Genomic DNA, 23,781 nt, shown 5'->3' with positions numbered 1-23,781 from the left:
CAGAAAAATGCCTGACCCAGAGATGAGTCAGGCATTTTTATTTTTTGCTGTCACCTTCTTCCTACCACTTCTCCAACTACAGTCATATTACCTCCTATAACCCCACCGCAGTAGCACAAGTATAGCAACTATACCACAAACAAGGCTCTATGAACAAACGCATCCTGAAGTGGGTACGGCGCTACTATGCTACTGTAGTAAACAGCATTGCCTTTTACCCGGCCCTGATTGCGGTTGGTTTCCTTGTGGTGTCATACCTGTTGCTGATGTTTGACTTTTCGGAGCCGGGCAAAAACCTAAAGGCCAAACTCCTTGATTTTATTACTCTGAAAGATGCGAGTACAGCCCGAACAATAGCATCAACTATAGCCGGGGGCATTTTGTCGCTCACCGTTTTCAGTTTCTCGATGGTGATGCTGCTGCTAAATCAGGCGGCATCTAACATGACCAACCGTATACTTGGCAGCTTGATTGGCAACCGGTTTCAGCAAGTAGTACTGGGCTTTTACATCGGAACTATAGTTTATGCCCTTTTTCTGCTCAGCACTATCCGCGACATCGACTCGGATGTGTATGTACCTGCGCTTAGCGTTTACCTGCTTATCCTGCTCACAATAGTTGACATCTTCCTCTTTATTTATTTTCTGCATTACATTACACAATCGGTAAAGTATGAAACCATTATCGACCGACTGCACACTAAAACCTTACACCAGCTAAAAAGCCATTGCCATCTTCAAACTGCAGCGCCATCAATGTTAAAGTTGCCTAATGCTTCCAGTGAGTTTAAAGCCAGGGAGTCGGGTTATTTCCAGGGGATAGAACAGGAAACGCTACTTAACCTTTGCACGCAGCATAACTGGATCATCCGGTTCCATTACCCGGTGGGCAGTTTTATAGTTTACGGCACCCCCATGCTCACCATTTATACTAGCAACACGCTAACAAAAGACATGGAAAAGCAACTGAACCTGGCACTGAACTTTTACCGGGGCGAGCCCCTAGACAAAAATCCCTACTATGGTTTTAAGCAACTAACCGAGGTGGCCGTAAAAGCGCTCAGCCCCGGCATTAACGACCCCGGCACAGCTATACTTAGCCTGCATGCCCTTGCCGACCTGCTTACTTACCGCATAAACCACCACCCTACCCAAACTATAGCCGACGAAAACGGAACTGAAAGAATTTTACTGCAGGAAGAAACTATAGAAGAGCTGTTCGGGAAAACCATACTACCGATCTGGGACTATGGTAAGGAAGACAGACTATTGAGAACGAGGATGCAGCAAATGCTACTCCAGATGAAACCGCTGGCAAAAACCGAAGAAGGCAAAACACTTATTCAGGCTTATTATCAGAAAACAGAGCAACTATAGTTTATCATAACTCACTCGTTACCTGCCGGGTACTTTAGTAAAAACAGAACACTATGGAACAGTTTCTATTTGATAGCTGGACAAGTTTATTTCGCACACTTAGTATAGGCCTGTTATCGTATGGGGTGCTGGTGCTGCAGCTCCGGATATCGGGCAAACGCACGCTCTCTAAAATGAATGCCTTTGATTTTGTGGTAACTATAGCGCTGGGCTCTACACTGGCAACCATGCTTTTGTCTAAAGATGTAACGCTGGCTGATGGAACTACAGCTTTCGCGTTGCTTATTTTGCTGCAGTACATTATCACCTGGTTATCTGTTAGGTCAGAGAATATACAACACCTGATGAAGGCGCAGCCGGCTTTGCTGCTTTACAAGGGGCAGTTTATGGAGCAGTACATGAAACGCGAACGAATAACCAAAGAAGAAATTCTGGCAGCCATCAGAAGTCAGGGAATCGGGAACATAGAAAAAGTAGATGCTGTGGTGCTGGAAACGCAAGGCAACCTGAGCGTTATTCAGAAAATAGAAGACGGAAGCGGGTCGGTTTTGCAGAATGTAAAACCAAATCAACTATAGTTTGTTAATCAAAACAGCCTTTTCTATAGTTGCAGCTACGGCGCTATAGTTCAGGTAGCTATACCATCATAAAATAACCATGAGCCATACAAAGCAGCTTTCTGATACAGCCATTTCTATACTTGACCTGGTACCGGTACTTGCCGGCCATACGCCAGCCGACTCTTTTAAAAACACCCTGGACCTGGCACAGCACGCCGAAAAATGGGGCTATACCCGTTACTGGATGGCCGAACACCATAACATGCCAGGCATCGCCAGTTCTGCCACATCTATACTTATTGGCTATGTTGCCAATGGCACCAAAACTATCCGTGTAGGATCTGGCGGCATTATGCTGCCAAACCATGCCCCGTTGGTAGTTGCTGAGCAGTTCGGGACTTTAGAAACGCTATACCCGGGCAGAATAGATTTAGGTTTGGGCCGCGCACCGGGCACCGACCACGTTACGGCCATGGCCCTGCGTCGCGACCTGCAGGGTGCCGGCGAAGATTTTCCGGCAAACGTGGAAGAACTGAGAAGTTACCTGGCACCTGCCAGCACCGGACAACGCGTACGTGCCGTACCCGGCGAAGGACTGAACATACCCATCTGGTTGCTGGGCTCCAGTACGTTTAGCGCGCAGCTAGCTGGTATACTGGGGTTACCTTTTGCCTTTGCCAGCCACTTTGCCCCAACCCTGCTGCACACTGCCCTTAAGGTATACCGTGATAGTTTTCAGCCATCTGAAACGCTGAAAGAACCTTACGCTATGGCAGGTATAAACTTGGTGGCCGCCGAAACCGATGAAGAAGCACGCCACCTCGCTACCTCGCTGTACATGTCTTTCCTGAATGTGATACGCGGCACAGCCCGGCAAATGCAACCACCCGTAGATAGCATGGAAGATAAATGGGACCTGTCGGAGATGTATGCGGTGCAGCAAATGTTGTTGTATAGTTTTATTGGCAGCCCAACTACAGTTAAGTCAGAGTTGCAACAGTTTCTGGATAGCACCGGCGTAGATGAAGTGATGATCACCTCGCATATCTACGACCATGCGGCGCGGCTGCGGTCTTACGAAATACTGGCCGACATAAAGAAAGGAACTATAGGCTAACCTGTAAGTATAAATTAACTATTTTGAATGTATCGCCGTACCTTACTACTTAAACAGACTGATCATAAGGGAATTTATAGTTTCCGTTTTTAGCCATGCTCCCTCTATGCAGAACTTAACTTATGTAGTAACTATAGCTGTAGGTATAGCTTGCACTGCCTGCCAGACCGAAATAGAGAAACAGGATACTTCTGAAGCAACTATAGCCAGCGAGACCGGAATGCCGCCTGTTTTGCCTGCCGATGTACTCTATGTTACAAAACCGCTTATCAAAGGGGAGCTTTATAGTAAGCCAGACTTCGACAGCCCGACGCTTGCCCACTTCGATACATCGCAGCAAATTCAGTTGTTAGATACTACAGGTACCTTGTTTCTAAAAGCCCGCATCGATAAGAATGCAGAAAGCATTACCGGGTATATTTCCAAAGCCATAGTTCCTGAGCAGCGTTAACCATAAAAAAAGCTCCCGGACCTGCCGTCCGGGAGCTTTTGTATCAAACAAAATCTATAACCTTATTTCAGGCTTAGTTGTTTGGCATTTTGTGCTGCATTTTGCCACCCTTGCGCGGGCCACGTGTGGTGTCTTTCATGTGCTCCTGTCTGCGGGCTTCTTTCCTGGCTTCCATTTCCGCAAACTTCTGCTTCTGCTCGGCATTCAGGATGGCGGTTATTTGCTGCTGGTGCGCTGTGTGCAATGCTTTCATTTTCTCATGCTTCTGGTCGCGGGTCAGGTTCTGGTCGTTGCGGATGGCTTGCATGTCTTTCACCTGCTGCTCCTGAATTGCTTTTAACTTCTTGCCTTGCGCGTCAGAAAGGTTAAGGTTCTTTTTATAATTCTCCAGCATTTTGTTCTGGCGCTGTGCCGGTGTCAGTTGCTGCTTCTGAGGCTTGTTTTGCTGCTTTGGTGTAGTCTGCGCTACTGCTCCTACTGAAAGGGTTACGCCTAAACCCAGCACAAAAAGGCTTTTAAGGATGTTGATTCTCATGTTAGTTCGTTTTTAAAATCTGTTTATTTGACTGCACTACAACTATAAGGTTTAACACGCTGATGGGTAGATAACAAAAAGGCGGCCAACTTTTTAAAAGCGGCCGCCTGCAACTATAGCTATTTTACAACAACTTAATACACAACCTTTTCTGATAAATACATTTCGTTATCTTTTCCTTTTACCAGCATTTCTACCTGCACCTTATCGCCCCAGTTAAACCGGAACATACCAAAGTTTAGCTTGTTAATGAGGTTGCCCACGCGGTACTTGTTAGGCTCTATGGCAGTGCCGCTGTACACGTGCGTCATGCCGCTGCTGGTTACTTCGTATAGCGGGTAGCTCATGCCGGGCAACGTTGTTTTCGAGATTTCAGCAATATGGCGGTCGCCGCTTATTAGTATAACGCCCTTTGCTTTGGAGTCAGCTATCAGGTTAAGCAGCCTTTTGCGGGAGGCCGGAAAGTTAGCCCACTTTTCATATACCTGTTCTTCGGGCAGCACCTGTATGCCGTTTCCTATAATATTTACCTGGGCTTTGCTGTTACGTAGTTCATTTTCCAGCCATTTCCATTGTTCCTCGCCCAGCATATCGCCGGTATAGTTGGTTTGGTATACTTTGTTAATGCGCGCCAACGAGTCGCGGTTATAACGGCTGTCCAGCAAAATAACTTTTACCTGTTTGCCTGCCGGCCCATAGGTATGCGAACTATAAACGCCCTGTTGGCTGCGGCGCGGGCTATTGGCCGGCTCGCCTATAAAATCCCAGAACAGTTGCCGGCTTTGCTCCCGCATTTTAAATCCTTTGCCCCCATCGTTCTGGCCATAGTCGTGGTCGTCCCAAGTGCCGATGATTTTAGTAGATGCCTGCAATTGTTTGTAACCCGGCTCGTTTAGCACCATGTCGTACTTTTGTTTCATCACGTTCATGTCCTCGGAGTCGCCATAAATGTTGTCGCCCAGCCATACCCACACATCCGGGTTATTCTGACTGATGGCAGGCCAGATAACCTGTGGCAGATCCTGACGGTTACACGAGCCAAAAGCTATCGTATCAACGGTTGGCTCTATGGTAGCTTCTAAGGGCTCTTTGCAGGCGGTGACAACTATAAAAAGGATGGGCAGTAAGCGCAGCAGGTGTGTAATACGTTGCATTGGTCTTAAGCTAAAGTATAAATATGGCGTAAATTTAGGCATTTGCGTACGTTATACTCTATTGGCCGGGCACAAAAAAGCGACAGCCCCGTTTTAAGAGACTGTCGCTTCGGATTATAGTTATTCCTGATTACTTCACTATCACGCGCCGCACTACACTAAAATTATCTGTTTCCAGTTTTACGTAGTATAAGCCTTTAGCCTTTGAGTAGCGGCTAAGGTCAACGGTGGTGGAAAGCAGTGCATTTTCGCGGGTAATGGTTTCGTGGTATATCTCGTTGCCGATCACGTTCATGATGCGCAGGTCGGCTTTTTTAGAGTTCATGTTGGCAAGCGACACCGTAAAAACGCCGTTGCTGGGGTTCGGATATATAGTAAAATCTTTATCGTCCTGAGATACTGTAAGCGTTTTCTCTTTCTCTGCGTGTTGTCCGGTAGGTTGGTCCTGAGCCTGGGCAGCCAGCATAGAAACAGACACTAAAATAGTAAGTATAATTTGCTTCATAGAGAGTCTTTAACAAAATGTTTTACGTAATGGGATTACAAAAGTCGTTCCATTTATTAAAACGAGCAAGCTTTTAAATAGTTATTGTATTATACCCACTAAAACGGGTGCGTTCACCAAATTTTAGCGACCCCTGATTTGCATAAAACGAATATACCCGAGTGGCCTGTAATTATAGTTGGCGGTGGCCTGGCCGGGCTTACCAGCGCCATTGCGTTAGCGCAGCAGGGCATCAGGGTACTGCTCATCGAAAAAAAGGGGTACCCCTTCCATAGGGTCTGTGGCGAGTATGTGTCGAACGAGGTGTTGCCTTACCTTACCAGCCTCGGCGCTGATGTAAACGCCCTGCAACCTGCCCACATTACCCAATTTATACTTACTGCACCCTCGGGCTATAGTTTAGCGGCCAACCTTGACCTGGGCGGGTTTGGCATCAGCAGGTATACCTTAGATAATTATTTGTACCAGCTAGCAGTAACCGACGGTGTTACCTTTAAACTGAATACGGCTGTGCAGGATATAGCTTTCGAGCAAAACAGGTTTATACTTCGACTCAGCACCGGCGAACAATTACAGGCCGAAATAGTGTTAGCCGCCTATGGTAAACGCACCAACCTGGACCGCCAGCTAAACCGGCGTTTCTTTGCAAAGCGCTCGCCTTACATCGGGGTAAAATATCATATAAAGTATAATCAACCCAAAAACGTAATTGCGCTGCATAATTTTAAGGATGGCTACGCCGGCATTTCAGCTATAGAAAACGACACCTATTGCTTTTGCTACCTTACTACCCGCCAAAACCTGAAACAACACGGTACCATACCGGCAATGGAGCAAGCTATACTTTGCCAGAACCCACACCTGAAGCATATACTGCTTGAAGCTGAGTTTGTATATGCCCAGCCCGAAGTGATAAATGAGATCTCGTTTGCGACCAAGACCTGCGTAGAAAACCACCTGCTGCTGTGCGGCGATGCAGCCGGCATGATAACCCCGCTCTGCGGCAACGGAATGGCCATGGCGATACATGCGGGCAAACTGGCCTCGGAACAGATAGCGCTATACTTTACCAATGGCCATAACCGCCCCCAACTCGAAGCAAACTATAGCCAGGCCTGGAAAAAGCAATTTGAAAAACGCCTGCAACTTGGCCGGACCGTGCAACATTTATTCGGGCACCCGGTGCTTTCTGAAGTAACCGTAAAAACCCTGAAACACCTGCCTGCTGCCTTACAACTACTGATGCGCCAAACCCACGGCCAGCCTTTCTGAAAACTATAGTTACGGGTTATATCTAATCTGTAGAGGCATCCGTACAACCTGCATTACCCAAACCACATAACACCGGCGCAGGCCACCACACTACTCTACATGAAAAGCTATCTTTGCGCCATCGGAACAGCTAACCCAGCCCACAAAATACCACAGTTGCAGGTGGCAGACTTTATGGCCCGTGCGCTGCAGTTTGATGAACCCAACACCCGCAAACTAAAAGCTTTGTACCGTTTATCCGGCATTGGGCAGCGTTATAGTGTACTGCAGGATTATACCCAACAAAACGGCAATTTCACCTTTTACCCCAACACCCCAACCTTAGAGCCTTTCCCGACGGTGCAGCAACGCATGGATGTATACAAGCGCCATGCCGTGGACCTCTCGGAGGAAGCGGTGCGCAATTGCCTGCAACAAACGCCAACTATAGCTCTTACAGAGATTACACATTTGATAACTGTAAGCTGCACCGGCATGTATGCCCCCGGCCTGGATATTGAGTTGGTAGAACGCCTTGGTTTGCCTGCAACCGTGCAGCGCACTGCTGTTAACTTTATGGGATGCTATGCCGCTTTTAATGCTATAAAACTGGCCGATGCCATTTGTAAAGCTGATGCTGATGCGAATGTGTTGCTGGTGTGTACCGAGATCTGCACCATCCATTTCCAGAATAACCCCGCAGAAGACCATCTGGTATCGAATGCGTTGTTTGGTGATGGCGCCGCAGCCGTACTGATGCAGGGCAAACCTTGCAAAGAGATGAGCCTGGAGTTGCAGTCGTTCCATTGCGACCTGGCACCGGCCGGCAAACGCGACATGGCCTGGCATATCGGCGATACCGGTTTCGAAATGACCTTATCTTCGTATGTGCCTGACCTCATTAAATCAGGTATAAAGCAACTGACAGACCGCCTCCTGCAAGGCCTGAAAACTACACTACCAGAAATTAAGTTGTTTGCCATACACCCCGGTGGCCGCCGCATACTGGAAGTGATAGAGCAGGAACTGGGCATGACCCGCGACGACAACCGCTATGCTTACCAGGTGCTCCGCGATTTCGGAAATATGTCGTCGGCTACGGTGCTGTTTGTATTAAAAGCGCTGATGGATAACCTGACCCACAACGAAAAAGACGAGCCTGTGCTAAGCTTTGCCTTCGGCCCTGGCCTTACCCTGGAATCTATGCTGTTAAAGGTACATTATGCTGGCCCTGCGGAGTAACCAACCGGAGTTAATGGATGACCTGACCCTGAGCGGGGAAGAACTACGCCAAAACCTGCGAGAGCTGGAAGTAATTAACAACTGGCTGGGCGGCCACAAGGTGGTGCTGGATGCGCTGGATAAACTATCAGCCAACTATAACAACCAACCCCTAACTATAGCCGACATTGGCTGCGGCGGCGGCGACACCCTGACAAGTATTGCCAACTGGGCACAACGTAAAAATATAGCTGTACAGCTAACCGGTATAGATGCCAATGATTTTATGGTAAACTATGCCCGTAAGCATTGCCAGAACTATAGCAACATAACTATTGCGCAGCACGATGTTTTCTCTCAGGAATTTGCCCATCAGGAATATGACATCATCGTTTGCAGTTTGTTCTGTCACCATTTTACAGATGCCCAACTGATCAGACTTTTTACGCAACTATACCGGCAGGCACGTGTCGCCGTCATCATCAACGACCTGCACCGGCACTGGTTTGCTTACTACTCTATCAAGTATATTACCAGGTTACTTTCTGGCTCACGATTAGTGCAAAACGATGCACCGCTTTCAGTGTGGCGGGCCTTTAAAAGACATGAATTAGAAGTATTGCTGGAGCAGGCAGGTATAGCCAACTATAGTTTGCGCTGGATGTGGGCGTTCCGGTGGCAATTGGTATTACACAAATCTTTATCCAGAAACTGAAGTATAAACCAGAAACTATCCTTTACAAAGCCATGAGCCGCCAAACTATTAATTTCTGGGTGCTGTTTACCATTTCCATCATTATCTCAGCTATTATCATTTCCGTTTTCGTGAAGGCGCTGAAAGTAATCTTAATGGTAATCCTGGTACTTGCCTTGGCGCCTGTTGTGTACCTTGTCCTGCGCCTCCTCATCCCCGGCCAGAAAACAGTGGACGAAAACGATAAGCTGAAGAAACGGCATTAGGTTTTTGGGATTTTGTAGTATGCGTTGGTTATGAAGCGATAATCCATAAGACGCTCCGAGGACCTTCAAACACTCGGAGGTCGTTACTACCTTTGCTTTAGTTTAAGCTATAGTTTTATAGTTGGCGTTATTCCAACCACCCCTAACCCCTCCTTGTCTAAGACGGGGAATTTATACTACTGCTATAGTTTAGGTTATTGTATTATAGTTTCAGACCACGAGCGGGCAGGTCGCGACCTGTCCCTACGGAATTATAGCTAAGATCAATGTCGAAGCTTACCGTTTTAAACTATAGTTAAGCAGTGAATAGAAGAAAGATAGCAGTCTTTGGGTTGAGCGCCTTGTAGATTTCTGGTGGCGCAGCCATTTCGAGGTACGAGAAAAAGAAATGTACACCGCGCGATGCCCGAAGACGGGGCCTCCCGGCCGTGAGGGTACCAAACTCATTTGAAACTATAGGTGTATTGAGCTCCCAGGATTAGAGGGAATTTGAACCGAAGGCTTGTTTTAAGTTGGGGAATTCTTCAACTATAAGCTCCGGTATATTTCTCCTTGCGTCGAAATGACAAACTGTAACTATAGAACAGTTAAGATTTCTCGCAAAACTCTAAATAACAATTGTTAGAAAATAAAAGCCCTTTGCTAAACTATAGCGAAGGGCCTCTAAATCAACTTTGTACTTCCGGCTTATTTACTCATATACATATTCCGCTCAGAATATACTTTTGTGAAGTAATCATCCTGCAGATCTTCTATAAAGTAAATGGCTTCACCGGTCGATTTCATTTCAGGGCCGAGCTCCTTGTTTACTTCCGGGAACTTGCTGTATGAGAAAACCGGTACTTTAATGGCATAGCCTTCACGGTGCGGATTAAAGTTAAAGTCCTTCACTTTGGCGTGGCCAAGCATAATTTTGGTAGCGTAGTTAATGTACGGCTCGCGGTACGCTTTGGCAATGAACGGGAACGTACGCGAGGCACGCGGGTTAGCCTCAATAATGTACACCACTTCGTTTTTAATTGCGAACTGAATGTTGATCACTCCAACTGTATTCAGGGCTACCGCTATTTTTTTGGTGTGCTCTTCAATCTGGCGCATTACGTTCTCGCTCAGGTCGAAAGGAGGCAGCACGGCGTAAGAGTCGCCGGAGTGGATACCAGCAGGCTCTATGTGCTCCATAATGCCACAAATATGCACATCTTCCCCATCACAAATCGCATCAGCCTCGGCTTCAATGGCGTTGTCCAGGAAGTGGTCCAGCAATACTTTGTTGCCCGGGTGGTCTTTCAGCAGGTCGATAACGTGGGCTTCCAGCTCCTTCTCGTTAATCACGATCTTCATGTTCTGGCCGCCTAGCACGTAGCTTGGGCGAACCAGCAACGGGAACTTAAGCTCACGGCAAAGCTCCAATGCTTCCTCGGCCGTCTCGATAACCGCAAACGGAGGATACGGAATATTTAAGTCGCGCAGCAGGGATGAGAAAGAACCACGGTCTTCGGCAAGGTCGAGCGCTTTGTAGCTGGTGCCCAACACTTTTACACCATAGCGGTCCAGCTTTTCGGCCAGCTTCAGAGCAGTTTGCCCACCCAACTGCACTATAACGCCTTCCGGTTTTTCGTGCAGGATGATCTCGTAAATGTGCTCCCAGAAAACCGGCTCAAAGTATAGCTTGTCGGCAATGTCAAAGTCAGTACTTACCGTTTCAGGGTTACAGTTGATCATAATGGTTTCGTAGCCGCACTCTTTGGCAGCCAGTACGCCATGTACGCAACTATAGTCGAACTCAATACCCTGGCCTATCCGGTTAGGGCCCGAACCAAGTACCACCACTTTTTTGCGATCCGAAACGATGCTTTCATTTTCGCCTTCGTAGGTGCTGTAGTAGTACGGTGTTTTTGCTTCAAACTCGGCCGCGCAGGTATCTACCATTTTATACACGCGGTTAATGCCCAGCTCTTTGCGCAGATTAAATACTTCGCTCTCGCGGCAACGCAGCAGGTGCGCTATCTGGCGGTCGGCGTAGCCTTTTACTTTTGCTTCGCGCAGCAGGTCGGCTGGCAGGTTGCTCAGGTTATACTTTTCAATTTCTTTCTCCAGCACATCCAGTTCTTCTATCTGGGCCAGGAACCACGGGTCTATTTTAGTCAGTTTCTGGATGGTGTTGGTAGGTATACCGATGCGCATGGCATCTTTTATACTGAACAGGCGGTTCCAGCTTGGGTTCTGTAAACTATCGATCAGGTAATTGTAGTCGGTTTTTTCTTTGCCGTCTGCACCAAGGCCGTTACGCTTGATCTCTAAGCTCTGGCAGGCTTTCTGAAGCGCCTCCTGAAACGTGCGGCCAATACCCATTACCTCACCCACCGATTTCATCTGCAAACCAAGTCTGCGGTCGGCACCCGGAAATTTGTCGAAGTTCCAGCGCGGTATCTTAACTATAACATAGTCCAGGGCAGGTTCGAAGTAGGCTGATGTAGTTTTGGTGATGGCATTTTTCAGCTCATCCAGGTTATAACCGATAGAAAGTTTAGCGGCAATTTTAGCGATCGGGTAACCGGTTGCTTTAGAGGCAAGCGCCGATGAACGCGACACGCGCGGGTTGATCTCGATGGCAATAATGGTATCATCATCCGGGTTAACGGAGAACTGTACGTTACAGCCACCTGCAAACTGCCCGATGCCGTTCATCATTTTTATGGCAAGGTCGCGCATTTTCTGGTAAACAGTGTCTGGCAGCGTCATGGCCGGGGCTACGGTTATCGAGTCGCCGGTGTGCACGCCCATCGGGTCGAAGTTCTCTATAGAGCAGATAATGATGATGTTGCCCAGGTTATCGCGGAGCAGCTCCAGTTCGTACTCTTTCCAGCCTAAAATGCTTTGCTCTACCAGCACCTCGTGGGTTGGCGAAGCGTGCAACCCACGCGTAAGGGCTGCATCAAATTCCTCGGGGGTGTTAACAAAACCACCACCTGTACCGCCCAGCGTAAACGACGGACGAATTACCAGTGGAAAACCTATCTCCTGCGCAATCTCCTTACCCTCAAGGAACGACGTGGCCGTTTCGCCTTTACAAACGTTAACGCCCAGCTCCAGCATTTTCAGTCGGAATTGCTCGCGGTCTTCGGTCGTTTCGATGGCTTTGATATCTACGCCGATGATGCGCACGCCATACTTTTCCCAGATGCCGGCTTTCTCGCACTCGATGGCCAGGTTAAGGGCAGTTTGTCCGCCCATGGTTGGCAGCACCGCATCAATTTTATGTTTCTTCAGTATCTCAACAATGTATTTTTTCTCCAGCGGCTTCAGGTACACGTTGTCGGCCGTAACCGGGTCCGTCATAATGGTGGCCGGGTTGGAGTTGATGAGTGTAACTTCTATCCCTTCTTCCCTTAAAGAACGGGCGGCCTGGGAGCCGGAGTAATCAAATTCGCAGGCCTGACCGATAACGATGGGACCGGAGCCAATGATGAGAACTGATTTAATACTGGTGTCTTTAGGCATAGTTCGAGCGTGTGGTAGGTATAAATTGCCCAAAGTTAAGGCAAAATGTTGGGGCAGGCAAAAGTAAACAGGGCAAAGGTTAATTTAATTTCAGGTGGCAAGGCTATAGTTGGTGCTTTGGCGGGCTATAGTTTAGCGACTTTTACAGTTGTGAGACGCTGTCATTAAACTATAGTTTGGAGTTGAATTAAACTGCTGTTTTGGATTTCGTAATCCGAAACTATAGCTGAGGCGGATTTTCCTAATCCGCTTGTACCAGAATACGGGGATCAGGAAATCCCCGGTAGCGGGCTTTCGGACTTGAATGCTCGAATGAGCCGTACACTGTCATTTACAAGAAAGGAGAAATCTGAAATTAGTTTAGGTCTGTGAAAAAACCCAAATATCTATCGCTGGTCGGGATGACGGCAACCTGAACTATAGTTTTATAAGCTATAGTTAGCCCAGACTATAGTTTACGTAGCTCAATCGCCTTCTTCTAAAATAAAGAGTTCATTTACGGTTACACCAAACAAAGCCGACATTTTGAGGGCAAGCAGCGTGGAGGGCAGGTATTTGTTCTTTTCGATGGCGTTAATGGTCTGGCGGGTAACACCTACTATTTCGGCCAGTTGCTCCTGTGTCAGGTCTTTTTTGGCCCTTTCTACTTTTATACTATTCTTCATCAGTGTCCAGGGCCTTGCGGGTGCGGTGCAGGTTGTATTTAAACGAAATGTAGGTATAGAGCAACAGGAGCAAAAGCGCCCCGAGCATTCCGCCAACATCCGGCGTTTTTACGCTATTGCCACTTACAGCGGCAACTATAATACTGAACACTGGCAACCAGAGTATCGCCATCACCAGAAAGAAAACCCCGCTTACAAAGGCCTTATAACGCAGGTGCTGCACCATTTCATCTTCCTGCTTCTCTTTCGAAAATACAAGCAATGCCATGCCGGTTATGATCGGGTAATACACCATCGTCTCGTTCCATGCATCAAAAAAAGACCTGGTATCTGAAACTACACCCGTTTTTACGAGCATGTAAACCAAAGCCCCAACTACAGGCAAGCCAGCTATCAGCACCCATACACCATATTTTTTATACCTGTAGGGCAGTAACTGTATCGGGTAAGCACTTTCTTCGGTCATAAGGTTAGTTTTTAGAGTGTATAAATAAACTTACTAAATGTAAAAAATAATATACATAACGTAAATACTTATTTCCATTATATTTTGTTTTGACTGTTCTGTTATTTTCTAAAAGCTACTATAGCTATAGTTGGGGTTAAACTATTAGCTGTATTTGCGTACCTATACCTGTACCAAACTTTGTAACTATGGAAACCCCGAAAGAAGACGATATGATAACCAACGCCGACGAAAGCAAGCGCTTACCCGACGAGAACCCCGAACCGCTGGAAGGCGTGAAAAAAGATGAGCTGGAAATAAAACAACCCAAACAAACCGACATACTGGACGCTGAACCGGAGGGCAAAGAACAAGCCGGCAATGTAGCCGCCAAAGACGAAAAAGACACACGCGAGCTGGACGGCAGCAATGCCAACAACCTGCGCACCAAGTAAAATAATAACCTTACCCCAGCGCAGCTGCCTTAGCAGCCCTATAGTTTGCGAAACAGCTGCGCTGGTATACCTGCACGCTCTGGCACCCAACCACAAAACTTATTTTATCAGTCTGTTAATAATCCTTAAAAAGCTTTTATAACCAATTAATTATGGTTAATATTATAGTAGCCATTTAAACCATATACCATGGTATACTTCCATACAGATTACCTGCAGGTTGAGCATCACCAGAGCGCCAACGTTCTGATAACCCAATGGTATGGCGGGTGCAGCAGCCTGCAGTACAGGCAGGCTTTAATTCAGGTTATCAGGATTATAAAGGAATTGCAGGTAACCAACGCCGTACTGGATCGGAGGCTGCTGAAACCCATATCGCCGGACGACCTGAACTGGACCACTACCGTTTATGCAAAAGCCTACACCAGGCTTCCCCTCAAAAAAATTGCCGTTATCAACTCCTTTAACCAGGAAACCGAACGCCAGCAGCAACAACTTTACGCGTTATTAAAAACCTGCATCGAGGTGCGCACTTTCGATGACCTTACCTCGGCCTACGATTGGCTTACGGCGGTTCCGGCTTAATTTATCCGCAGCGCTATAGTTATACTAACAGCTTGTTATACTGGATAAGCGCTTTCTGTAACCAACCTTGTACTTTCCCTTTCCGGCCGCAAACTATAGTTGCAAATACTTATATTGCTGTATAATTACAGCTATACCTCATGCTTTATACTTTCCTGAAGCTGCTTTACAAGGCGGGGCTTTGGTTCTTTTTCCGGAAACTAGAAGTGCGCAACGCACACCTGATGCCAACTAGCGGGCCATTGCTGGTAGTATCTAACCACCCCAACACCTTTATGGACCCCATTGTGATTGCTGCCCAACTGCAGCAGCCGGTATACTTTATTGCCAAAAGCACAGTGTTTGGCTCGAGATTACAGAACTGGATATTGCGCCAGATGCACCTGATACCGATAAACCGCAAAGAAGACAACCCCGACACCGCTATAAGCAACGACGAAGCCTTTGCTGCCAGCTTTAACGCACTGTACCAGCAAAAAACCATTCTTATTTTTCCGGAGGGAAATAGTTTTAACCAGCGCCGGCTGCGCAAAATAAAGACCGGCACTGCCCGCATTGCCCTGGGCGCTGCCCTGCAAAGCAACCAGGACGTAAAAATTCTGCCAGTTGGGTTAAACTATACCGCGCCTACCCGTTTCCGGAGCGATGTATTTGTAAATGTAGGCAAGCCTATAGTTGTATCTGATTACCTGGCTGCCTACCAACACGATAACCAGGCTACTGTACTCGCCCTGACCGAAGAAATACGCACCCGCCTCGAAAAGCTGATCATCCATACACCAACAGACGAAGAAGACGAACTTGCCCGCCAAATAGCCACTATTTACAAAGACCGCCTTACCTCAACGGTGCCTGCAAGTGCGTTGCCCCACGAACAGGATTTTGTATTGACCAAAGGCATTGTTAAAAGTATAAGCCACTTTAGCCAGACCGACCCCACACGCGTAGCAACTATAAAACAGGCCCTGAACCACTACATGCTGCAACTAAAACGCCTGCACCTGCAAGACCCCTTAGTCAGCAAAGCCAGCCCGGATGTAATGAAGCAAAGTATAGCTGGCCTGTTGTATCTGATCGTGGGGTTGCCGGTTTACCTGTTTGGCCTGGTGCACAACTATATTCCGTATCTGCTGCCAGCCAGGGTGGCACGTGCCGTAACCACCGAAGAAGAATGGTTTGCCCCTATTATGCTGACTACAGGTATTTTTACTTTCCCGATTTGTTATAGTCTGGAAGTATGGCTGGCACACGAATGGCTTAACCTGCATGGCATAGCGTTGCTGGTGTATTTTGTCAGCTTGCCGTTAAGTGGTTTTTTTACGCTGCATTACTGGAGTACGCTGCAACATACCCAAAGCCACTGGCTGCTTTTACGCCTGTTCTATAGCCGCCAACACATTATCGCTAAGCTCCGTCAGCAACGCCAGCACGTTATTACCTTATTAGAAAAAGCGCAGCAGGATTACCTGCAGAAAGCAGGGTAACTATAGTTTATAGTATACCCTTAGCCTAAACCTGCGTAAAACCGGAGACATTGCGCCCCGGGCCGAACTATAAAAATGAAAATGCTATGAAAAAGATAACACGAAACTTACTTGCCGCCGGCATACTATTTACTGCCGGTATGCTTACCAGCTGCTCTTCCGAAACCACAACCGGCGTAGACACTGGTAACACCGAAAACGCACAAACCGACATGGATGAGGGCATGACCGACACAGCAACTACAGAAGTAGATACAAGCTCTCAGAGGCCACCAACCGACAATGTCGGCAACCAGGACCAGAACTAATGTAAAAGCCCCGGCAACGCTATAGTTACCGGGGCTTTTTTATAGCTGTGAATTCTTTATTTTGTCGCCTTTACAATAGCGCGGGCAACTACAGCTGCCACTACACCACCCAGCAGGTACAAACCTACGGCCATGGCCTGTGTTTCTTTGGTGCGTTCGCTTGGTCCTTCGCCCAGCCCAAGTGGCCCTGGCAGAGTTATGGCTCCTATACCGGCCATGGTGCCCAGCAAGGTTCCGCGCCACCAGGCACTTTTACCAGCACCTGCCAAACTATAGTATAATCCGTTACTTACCACATCGCCTACCATCGCCCAGTCGTGCAGGGTTTTATCGTCGGGTGGGGTAGCACCGGCTTTTTTCATCAGTTTAGCGATGGCACGCATCCCTAACACATCCATCCGGGGGGCATCGGGATTCACTTTTCGCAAACTTTCGTGGGCAATGGTTAAAACACAGGCTCCTGCCAGGCCACCTGCTAATGCTTCCAGTATTTTCATAGCTTCTTGTTTGTAGGTTGTTATATACGGTTCCAGGGTGCTGCTTAGTTTATTTTAATGATATCGGCGGTAACGCTGTGAGCACCAACTTTACGGGCATCAGTCGGGCTATCGAAAACTACCATCAGGTTATGCTCGTCGTAAATGGCCAGGCCTTCTGCTTTGTCTTTGCCGCTTTCCTGGCCGTGGCCGTGCGGTACTTCGCAGAGGCGCTCCAGGTCTGCGGTGTGCACCATGCTGTCGTTTTGCCCGGTTACTGCATTTCGCCAACGGTACACGGCTATCACACCATCCAGGTCCATGGTAGGGCCAGCCAGAATATACATGTCATCGCCCATAATGCGCAGCTCCCGTATGCCTTTGCCTTTCAAGTGCAGAAAATGTTTTTTGTAAGGCCGCTCCGGTGTCAGTTGCTTTAGTTTCAGAAAACCATCTTTGGCATCTTCCAACTCCAACTCCAGCACTATAGCCCAGCCACGCAAAACAGGTCCGCGCAAACCTAAGTATAGTTTGTTGCCGCTAGTCGCCAGGCCTTCAATATCAAATCCGTTGTCTTTGCCGGGTATAGAAATGTAGGGCCCAATGTGTTCATCCTTTTGTAAAACGTCCATCAGCTCGTTGCCATCTTTATCGCCTTGCAATTGTGCTGCGCGTAGTTTTTTGGTTGGGTTAGTTGGGTCGCCGCATGCTTTGCAGATGGTGTAATTGCCGGTTTCTGGATCTGTAACTATAGGCACGCGGGCCAGCAGGTAACGGTTCGGGTCTGAGGTTACTCTGGCCAGGCGTTTCATTTGTTTGGCTACACTATCATCTTTACGGGGCTTTTTGCGCTTTAAACTATGCGAGCCTATCAGCCACAGGTAATTGTTTTCCATGCCCATGCCTTCAATGTCGATCTCGCTGTTGGTGTGGTCGGGCAGTTGCAGGTAATCGCTTAGGCAAAAGGATTTATGCCCTCCGAAAGATCCGTCCTTTTGCAAGGTCAGGCGCTCTATAGTTGTTCGTTCGTCGCAGCTGAGCCATAGGTTATTGCCTGTGCGCAACACCGTAGACAGGCCATCGCGCACATGTTTTCCGCCTTGGTTCAGGCTCAGGACCGGGTCAAAGTTTAAGGTTATTGTGTTGGCCATACAGCTGGGTTATAGTTAGCATTAGGAGATAAAGTTTACGGACCAGTTCTGGTTTTGTAACCGGCAACTATAAATATCTGACATTATAGTTAGCGCACCTACTACCAAACAAAAAGCCCGGTACATCTGCACCGGGCTTTTTGTTTGGTAGTCTATCGTTTTAAATTAAGAAGATGATCTTCCGAATTTGTTAGTTTTTGTTGTATTGTAGTTTGTTCTGTTCTTCGGAGTCTTGTTTCGGTTCATGGCTAACCAGCCTGCACCTAGTGCCAATAACGAACCGCCAACCACTTTTTGTGTAGTGCTCAGGCTGTTCACTTTGTTCATGGCAGTGGTACCAAACTCCTGCAACTTGCTTGTTACGGTGTTCATGTCAAGGCCGCCGATCTTAGACGACGAAGAACCTGTTTGTGAATTTGTGCTGGTACGTGCGCTTTGCTGGTTACCTATGCTTGACCCAGTGCTAGACGAAGCAGTTGGCTGGTTGCTCTGAATGCGGCTGCTGCTCTGCGAAGACTGGCTTGCATTAGGCTGATTGCTCTGTGATGATTGATTCGAAAATGATTGGTTGCTCTGCGAGCTATTTTGTCTGTTTTCCATGGTTTATTTATTTTAACGTTATAGTTTCACTTGACTTACAACCGGAATCTCAACAACTTTTCCTGCCTTGCTCCGGATATGTCAGACTTATTTTATCGGTTTTCGGGACATATGGTTGCATAATTTTCAGTATTTCCCCTTATTCACAATTACATCTCCGTAAAATTACACCTTACTTTTGGGCTACCGGTTTGTATGCTTTCAGCCGTTGCAGCTGCTCCTGCACTTTTTCGTAATCTTCCTGCCTGTCCTTTTCCTTTGGGGGCTTCATATGGTTATAAAACGTTACAATATTTTGCTGTAAAGCCGGTGTCAGGTGTTTATAGTTGGCGTTATCCAGTTTTTGCAGCAATGCAGTATAGGTTTCGTCGGTGAGGGCATATTCGCCGGGTTCGGTTTCTTTTCCAGTATCAAGCTGCATGTTTTCCATACCTGTTTTGCTGCCTTGCAGGTGCTGCAGCATAGCGGTATACTTACTTACTGTAGTGTTAAAGCTTTTATAAAACAGTTGCTCTGCTTCGGGGGTTGGCATGGTAAAACCCAGCGACCGGAGCGGTCCTACTTTTGGCAGTATTTTGATGACCCAGGCCATTACCCGTGTAAAAAAGCCAGGACGTTCATATGTATCTCCCCAGTTGCTGTTGTACCTGGCGCGGCTCATGCGGTACACAAAGTTACGGCGGGTAGCGCCCTGCTTAGCAGCTTTTATATCGCTTTGCTTGGCTTTCCAGGCGGCTTTGGTCAGGTCGGGCATCAGGTTTTTGATGGTGTAGCGGTAAGAACCTATGGCCAGCGGTACATTTACAAACACATCTCCCAGCTCCAGCCCATACGTTTTCAGGAAGGCACGCTCCAGGGGTTCCTGCGCTACCTCAAAGCCAATAAACTGCTGATACGATTCCGGGGCATAATTGCCGCGCGCTACCTGTAATACATCAAACCCAAATTCGGTCTTTACATGCGATACCGGGTTATCGGCAAAGGTAACGGTATTGCCAAATTCCTGCTTCAGTTTAGGGTATACCAGCGGTACCGCTTTGTTTGTACCCAGCGAGTGCCCGTAAATATCGGCGTTGTAATGGGCCAGGGTGCCTAAGGCAAAAGCGTATTCGTTTACAGTTTTTGACTCATCCAGCAGGTTCTGCACAAAATCGCCGCTGCGTACATAATGCAGCAGGTCGGTAAAAAACTTACTGCCAAACGGAAAATAGCCCATGTCCTGAAGGATAGCCCCGCCATACGCAAAAGCATGTGCTTTCTTCAGTTCTTCTTCGGTGGCATTGGGGTAGCGTTTTTTCAGAAGCGGTTTCAGGTCTTTGTCCCAGGCGGCATCGATAATGGCCTGGTGCGAGAGTACGCCGTAAGCTGCCACAGGAGACGCAGCGGCCATCCAGAAAAATATAATAAGGGCAAAGCAATATAGCTTGCGTGTGTAAGTAGGTTGCATGCCCTTGCTTACGAAACAAGCTTTAAAAAGTATAGTAAAACAGGTATAGTGCTATACTTGTCTTTTTTTCTTTCTATACATCATCACTTCTTCCACGCTTATACCTACCAGCATCCAAACAAACCCAAGTATAAAACCGGCCAGCACATCTGATAAAAAATGCACGCCAAGGTAGATGCGGCTAAAGCCTACCAGCATAATAAAAACAGCAGCCAGCCAGAAGATGCTTTTGCGGAAAGGTTTGTTGCTGTTGTGCCTATAAATAAAGTAAGCCAGCAGGCCAAACAGCGCCATAACCGTAGTAGCGTGCCCGCTCGGGAAGGAATAATGCTCTACCTCGTAATAGGCTACATCAGAGGGGCGGGCCCGACTTATGAATGTTTTGGCGAACCTTACTGAAAGCCCTACACCGCCCATAGCAAGCCAGAAAGCAACCAGTGCCCAGTAACGTTTCCGGAACAGAAAAATGAGCGTAGCGATGCCACCAATGGCAAAAACTGCGATCTGCTCGCCCAGTTGTGTCAGGCCAAACATCACCACGCTCAGCCACTCAGCGCGCATACTATACAGCAGGTCGGTAAATTTCTGGTCGGCTACAACTATCCATTCAGCATCTACAACACTTTCGGTCAGTTCTGATAGCAGCATTATATTTACTGCAACAACCAGCAACAGCAACGTAAGGGGCAGACCTACAAAGTGCTTCGTATCAAAACGGCCGCCTACAAACCCGGATAATTTGGGGTGCTGCATCCGGAAGCGCTGAATAGCCGGTATACCCGTAAACCAATTCCGGAAAGTGCTTATATAATAGGTTAGCAGGTTCTTCATGTGTGGGGCGGTTGTATTGATGAAAGTATACGCAGGCGCGCACTTTTGTTTATAGTTGCATCGCCCCCGAAAAAGGTACAAAAACACAACTATAGACAACTATATAAAGTAGATGTGTATATGAAGGGCTTCGATAGTGTTGTGGACAAGGCCTTACTGGCGGTAGGCGTGCTGCTGCTTCTGGTTTTTGTGGGCAGTGTGCCCCTTTCGCCGGAGCAGGTCCAGAACCGCTACGTCAACTATACTCCCGAAAACGCTTCTTCTTCGGCATCCAGCTGGAGTTATTTACGCCCCTCTAAAGGACTCTCGCCGCAGGATGTAGTGCAGATACAACTAAAAGCACTGCAGCAAAACGACGGCAGTGACAGCGGCATCATTACTGTTTTCAATTTCTCTTCGCCGGTAAGTAAGATAAGTATGGGCCCGATCGAGCATTTCAGGCTGATGGTACGCGACCCCATGTACAAACCCATGCTCAACTTCAGATCTTACAAAAAAGGCAATATGGTGATAACCGGTAAATCGGCGTACCAGGTAGTGGTACTTACCACCCAGGACAACGAGAAGGCAGCCTACCTGTTTATGCTGGCCCGCCAGGGCAAAGGGTATTACAAAGGGTGCTGGCTTACTGTTGGCGTAGTACGCCTCGAAGATAACCGGCCTACTTTCAGGACCTAACTATAGCTACAAACTATAGTTCGATCTCCATTTTAATGTTGGCACGCTCGTAAATGCTGGGCGGCATCGGCACTTCTATAAAACCCAGGCGCTTGTATAAATTTAAAGCCGTTTCCAGTTTGCGGTTTGATACCAGGTATACTTTGGCAGCGCCTGCCTGCCGTGCTTTTTGTATGGCTGCCTCGCCTAGCAGCTTACCTATTTTAAGGCCCTGTGCTTTAGGAGTTACTGCCATTTTAGCCAGTTCGTATATGCCGCCGCCATCGTTTATAAGGGCGCAAGCACCTACAAGCTCATTGTTATACTTAGCCATTAAAATGTAACCGCCCTTATCCAGAATGTAGCCTTGCGGGTCGCCCAACGATTTATGGTCGGCCTCCTCCATAACAAAGTAGCGGGTTATCCATTCTTCGTTCAGTTCCCTGAATTTAGCAGCGTGTGCTGGTTCAAAATCAACTATAGTTACCGTTCCGGAGCTTTGCATAAAGTAAGGTTATAGACCTGAGCTGCAAAGTTACGCGCTTCAGGTTTACTTAAAAACAACGGGGCCCTTCTCTTTACAGAAAAGGGCCCCGTTGGTATATGGCTGGTCAGATATTTTAATCTTCTATCAGCTGTCCGCGCAGTTCACCATTCGGGAAGGTGCCGCTATGGATGTTAATATACCAAAGTCCGTCTCTCAGGTCATCTTCCTGGTCATCGGTCAGCACTGCGCTGTCTGTAAACGTTCCTACGCTATCCGTATCGAAACCTGTAATCGGCACTACCGGTGGTGCAGCTGCAGTTGTATCGGCAGGTCCGTGGAAGTGCATGGCAGTAACAGAATCCTGCGGGTTACCAAGCGTCCAGGTTACGGTATAGTCCAGTGTGTTGGTGGCATCGTCGTAAGTTCCGTTAAAAGTACCAAAACCATCTGTGTCTACCGAGTCGGGGCGTTCGTTGGCACCGCTTAACTGTATATCGTTAAATTCCATATCATCATCTACAATAGGCAGATCGTCGTCGTCATCGTCGTCGCAGGCAGTGGTAAAGGCGAGTAGCGAGCCACAAATGGCCAGCATGCGTAACATTGAAATAGCAGTTCTCTTCATAGCTTTCTAGTTTATTGGTTGTAACAGTTAGTTTACTATGCAGGATATTGTTTGTTCTAAACATGAAACACTTTCCCGTAAGCCGCCATACTTAACAGGGTGAACACAACGAACTTTTGTGCAAGTAACATGGCCACATACCTACCAATTTTACACGCTTGCCTGTGCAAACTGATGAAAGGCAATGTATAAGGCACCATGGTTTCTTACCTGTCAGGCTATAGTTGAACAGCACATCAGCTGCACGATGGGAGCCCTATAAATTCCGTAAGTATAGCCATGCCACCAACTATAGATCCTACTTTTAAACAGCCTGCGCCTATAGCTAACCTGCCTGCACCTATACTTTTCCATCCGCTTAAGCACCACCTGGGCTACATAAAAAACTTTATAGAGGAGCAGGTTACGGGTACTGCATCGGCGGTGGGTACCGCATTGCAAAGTATAGGTACCTCACAGCTCGATTTTTATATAGGTGCACTAAGCCCGGTGCAGATTGCCTGTGAGGTGATCTTAAACCTGCAACACCATAACTTGCTGGAGGCTGAACTCTACCATGCTTACCTTACCCGAACAGGCTCTCATTACCGCACCATCAACTTGTCTGATAACACCGACTGGGTATTACGCTGGGGAACGCAGCCGGGTCGTTACGTGCACCTGCACCCGGCCAGGTATGCTGCCCAAACCATACGCGTAAAAGCCACTTCGCTTAAAACAGCTATTGCCGCAATTATAGCTGCCAGGCGCGAAGCCAAACCTGTTACCGATTTAGGACTGATAAATAAGGTGCGGGGAGCGTGGTTACAGTTACCGCCGCTAACTATAGTTACACCCACCGAAGGGGCCGGCAAAATGTTAGAGTTACTAAAAAGGGAATAAACAAAAACGACGCATGTTACTATGCGCCGTTTTTAGTCATAAAACTAAAGCT

At 47.6% G+C, this 23,781-nt stretch carries 27 protein-coding genes; 14 read left to right on the top strand and 13 right to left on the bottom strand.

Annotation, left to right across the window (positions count from 1 at the left end):
* Positions 1-149 precede the first annotated feature (149 nt).
* The 4 genes from GWO68_RS12850 (at position 150) to GWO68_RS12835 (ending at position 3,504) form a co-directional block, all read left to right on the top strand.
* The gene (locus tag GWO68_RS12850; RefSeq protein ID WP_162346860.1) at positions 150-1,376 is read left to right on the top strand and encodes a DUF2254 domain-containing protein; all 1,227 of its coding nucleotides are present in this window, start codon (positions 150-152) and stop codon (positions 1,374-1,376) included.
* A 53-nt stretch (positions 1,377-1,429) separates the two neighbouring features.
* On the top strand, positions 1,430-1,954 hold the full coding sequence (locus tag GWO68_RS12845) for a DUF421 domain-containing protein (RefSeq protein WP_162346859.1): 525 nt from the start codon (positions 1,430-1,432) through the stop codon (positions 1,952-1,954).
* Between the two features lie 79 nt (positions 1,955-2,033).
* Positions 2,034-3,053 carry an LLM class flavin-dependent oxidoreductase gene (locus GWO68_RS12840; protein WP_162346858.1) on the top strand — a complete coding sequence of 340 codons (1,020 nt, stop codon included), beginning with the start codon at positions 2,034-2,036 and terminating at the stop codon, positions 3,051-3,053.
* Positions 3,054-3,159: 106 nt separating this feature from the next.
* Entirely contained in the window at positions 3,160-3,504 is a 345-nt protein-coding gene (locus GWO68_RS12835; RefSeq protein WP_202923751.1) for a hypothetical protein, read from the top strand.
* A gap of 73 nt (positions 3,505-3,577) precedes the next feature.
* Here GWO68_RS12835 and GWO68_RS12830 read toward each other — a convergent pair whose 3' ends face one another.
* The 3 genes from GWO68_RS12830 to GWO68_RS12820 all read right to left on the bottom strand — a co-directional run bounded on the left by GWO68_RS12830 (position 3,578) and on the right by GWO68_RS12820 (position 5,698).
* Entirely contained in the window at positions 3,578-4,039 is a 462-nt protein-coding gene (locus GWO68_RS12830; protein ID WP_162346857.1) for a hypothetical protein, read from the bottom strand.
* A gap of 134 nt (positions 4,040-4,173) precedes the next feature.
* Positions 4,174-5,193: an alkaline phosphatase D family protein gene (locus tag GWO68_RS12825; protein WP_235942059.1), complete on the bottom strand. Its 1,020-nt coding sequence runs from the start codon at positions 5,191-5,193 to the stop codon at positions 4,174-4,176.
* Between the two features lie 130 nt (positions 5,194-5,323).
* Positions 5,324-5,698 (bottom strand): T9SS type A sorting domain-containing protein, encoded by a 375-nt coding sequence (locus GWO68_RS12820; RefSeq protein ID WP_162346855.1) that lies wholly within the window; start codon positions 5,696-5,698, stop codon positions 5,324-5,326.
* A gap of 138 nt (positions 5,699-5,836) precedes the next feature.
* On the opposite strand from GWO68_RS12820, the gene GWO68_RS12815 reads away from it, so the two are divergent.
* From GWO68_RS12815 to GWO68_RS12800, 4 genes are all read left to right on the top strand, one after another.
* Positions 5,837-6,970, top strand: a complete 1,134-nt coding sequence (locus tag GWO68_RS12815) for an NAD(P)/FAD-dependent oxidoreductase (protein WP_202923750.1) — start codon at positions 5,837-5,839, stop codon at positions 6,968-6,970.
* A gap of 99 nt (positions 6,971-7,069) precedes the next feature.
* The gene (locus tag GWO68_RS12810) at positions 7,070-8,191 is read left to right on the top strand and encodes a type III polyketide synthase (protein WP_162346854.1); all 1,122 of its coding nucleotides are present in this window, start codon (positions 7,070-7,072) and stop codon (positions 8,189-8,191) included.
* Complete coding sequence (locus tag GWO68_RS12805) at positions 8,172-8,885, top strand: methyltransferase domain-containing protein (protein WP_235942058.1); 714 nt, start codon at positions 8,172-8,174, stop codon at positions 8,883-8,885. Before GWO68_RS12810 ends, GWO68_RS12805 begins: the two co-directional genes overlap by 20 nt.
* A gap of 32 nt (positions 8,886-8,917) precedes the next feature.
* A complete protein-coding gene (locus GWO68_RS12800; RefSeq protein WP_162346853.1) occupies positions 8,918-9,130 on the top strand; it encodes a hypothetical protein in 213 nt (70 codons plus the stop codon).
* A gap of 687 nt (positions 9,131-9,817) precedes the next feature.
* Here GWO68_RS12800 and carB read toward each other — a convergent pair.
* The 3 genes from carB to GWO68_RS12785 all read right to left on the bottom strand — a co-directional run bounded on the left by carB (position 9,818) and on the right by GWO68_RS12785 (position 13,762).
* Positions 9,818-12,631: a carbamoyl-phosphate synthase large subunit gene (gene carB / locus GWO68_RS12795; RefSeq protein WP_162346852.1), complete on the bottom strand. Its 2,814-nt coding sequence runs from the start codon at positions 12,629-12,631 to the stop codon at positions 9,818-9,820.
* Between the two features lie 464 nt (positions 12,632-13,095).
* Positions 13,096-13,296 (bottom strand): helix-turn-helix transcriptional regulator, encoded by a 201-nt coding sequence (locus GWO68_RS12790; RefSeq protein WP_162346851.1) that lies wholly within the window; start codon positions 13,294-13,296, stop codon positions 13,096-13,098.
* Entirely contained in the window at positions 13,286-13,762 is a 477-nt protein-coding gene (locus tag GWO68_RS12785; RefSeq protein ID WP_162346850.1) for a hypothetical protein, read from the bottom strand. Before GWO68_RS12785 ends, GWO68_RS12790 begins: the two co-directional genes overlap by 11 nt.
* Before the next feature lie 188 nt (positions 13,763-13,950).
* Between GWO68_RS12785 and GWO68_RS12780 the strand changes: the two genes are divergently transcribed.
* The 4 genes from GWO68_RS12780 to GWO68_RS12765 all read left to right on the top strand — a co-directional run bounded on the left by GWO68_RS12780 (position 13,951) and on the right by GWO68_RS12765 (position 16,573).
* On the top strand, positions 13,951-14,196 hold the full coding sequence (locus tag GWO68_RS12780) for a hypothetical protein (RefSeq protein WP_162346849.1): 246 nt from the start codon (positions 13,951-13,953) through the stop codon (positions 14,194-14,196).
* Positions 14,197-14,385: 189 nt separating this feature from the next.
* A complete protein-coding gene (locus GWO68_RS12775; protein WP_162346848.1) occupies positions 14,386-14,781 on the top strand; it encodes a hypothetical protein in 396 nt (131 codons plus the stop codon).
* Positions 14,782-14,921: 140 nt separating this feature from the next.
* Positions 14,922-16,265 (top strand): lysophospholipid acyltransferase family protein, encoded by a 1,344-nt coding sequence (locus GWO68_RS12770; protein ID WP_162346847.1) that lies wholly within the window; start codon positions 14,922-14,924, stop codon positions 16,263-16,265.
* Positions 16,266-16,351: 86 nt separating this feature from the next.
* Complete coding sequence (locus tag GWO68_RS12765; RefSeq protein WP_162346846.1) at positions 16,352-16,573, top strand: hypothetical protein; 222 nt, start codon at positions 16,352-16,354, stop codon at positions 16,571-16,573.
* A gap of 56 nt (positions 16,574-16,629) precedes the next feature.
* Here the strand turns inward: GWO68_RS12765 and GWO68_RS12760 are convergent, their stop codons facing one another.
* The 5 genes from GWO68_RS12760 to GWO68_RS12740 all read right to left on the bottom strand — a co-directional run bounded on the left by GWO68_RS12760 (position 16,630) and on the right by GWO68_RS12740 (position 21,078).
* Positions 16,630-17,070 carry a hypothetical protein gene (locus GWO68_RS12760; RefSeq protein WP_162346845.1) on the bottom strand — a complete coding sequence of 147 codons (441 nt, stop codon included), beginning with the start codon at positions 17,068-17,070 and terminating at the stop codon, positions 16,630-16,632.
* A 44-nt stretch (positions 17,071-17,114) separates the two neighbouring features.
* Positions 17,115-18,200, bottom strand: a complete 1,086-nt coding sequence (locus GWO68_RS12755; protein WP_162346844.1) for a DUF3616 domain-containing protein — start codon at positions 18,198-18,200, stop codon at positions 17,115-17,117.
* Between the two features lie 165 nt (positions 18,201-18,365).
* Positions 18,366-18,800: a hypothetical protein gene (locus GWO68_RS12750; protein WP_162346843.1), complete on the bottom strand. Its 435-nt coding sequence runs from the start codon at positions 18,798-18,800 to the stop codon at positions 18,366-18,368.
* 172 nt (positions 18,801-18,972) lie between these two features.
* Positions 18,973-20,247 (bottom strand): zinc dependent phospholipase C family protein, encoded by a 1,275-nt coding sequence (locus tag GWO68_RS12745; protein ID WP_235942057.1) that lies wholly within the window; start codon positions 20,245-20,247, stop codon positions 18,973-18,975.
* Positions 20,248-20,298: 51 nt separating this feature from the next.
* Positions 20,299-21,078 carry a phosphatase PAP2 family protein gene (locus GWO68_RS12740; RefSeq protein ID WP_162346842.1) on the bottom strand — a complete coding sequence of 260 codons (780 nt, stop codon included), beginning with the start codon at positions 21,076-21,078 and terminating at the stop codon, positions 20,299-20,301.
* 120 nt (positions 21,079-21,198) lie between these two features.
* Here GWO68_RS12740 and GWO68_RS12735 point away from each other — a divergent pair, with 120 nt between their 5' ends.
* Positions 21,199-21,756: a DUF4864 domain-containing protein gene (locus GWO68_RS12735; protein WP_162346841.1), complete on the top strand. Its 558-nt coding sequence runs from the start codon at positions 21,199-21,201 to the stop codon at positions 21,754-21,756.
* A gap of 13 nt (positions 21,757-21,769) precedes the next feature.
* On the opposite strand, the gene GWO68_RS12730 is transcribed toward GWO68_RS12735, so the two are convergent.
* The gene (locus GWO68_RS12730; RefSeq protein WP_162346840.1) at positions 21,770-22,240 is read right to left on the bottom strand and encodes a GNAT family N-acetyltransferase; all 471 of its coding nucleotides are present in this window, start codon (positions 22,238-22,240) and stop codon (positions 21,770-21,772) included.
* A gap of 115 nt (positions 22,241-22,355) precedes the next feature.
* Positions 22,356-22,847 carry a CHRD domain-containing protein gene (locus tag GWO68_RS12725; protein ID WP_162346839.1) on the bottom strand — a complete coding sequence of 164 codons (492 nt, stop codon included), beginning with the start codon at positions 22,845-22,847 and terminating at the stop codon, positions 22,356-22,358.
* 279 nt (positions 22,848-23,126) lie between these two features.
* Here GWO68_RS12725 and GWO68_RS12720 point away from each other — a divergent pair, with 279 nt between their 5' ends.
* Positions 23,127-23,729, top strand: coding sequence for a hypothetical protein (locus GWO68_RS12720; RefSeq protein ID WP_162346838.1), 603 nt, complete (start codon positions 23,127-23,129; stop codon positions 23,727-23,729).
* Positions 23,730-23,781 lie beyond the last annotated feature (52 nt).

The sequence above is a fragment of the Pontibacter fetidus genome (assembly GCF_010119545.1).
In the GTDB taxonomy this organism is placed as follows: domain Bacteria; phylum Bacteroidota; class Bacteroidia; order Cytophagales; family Hymenobacteraceae; genus Pontibacter; species Pontibacter fetidus.
The sequence above is the reverse complement of the archived record's forward strand: the minus strand, read 5'-3'. Positions and strand labels throughout refer to the sequence as shown.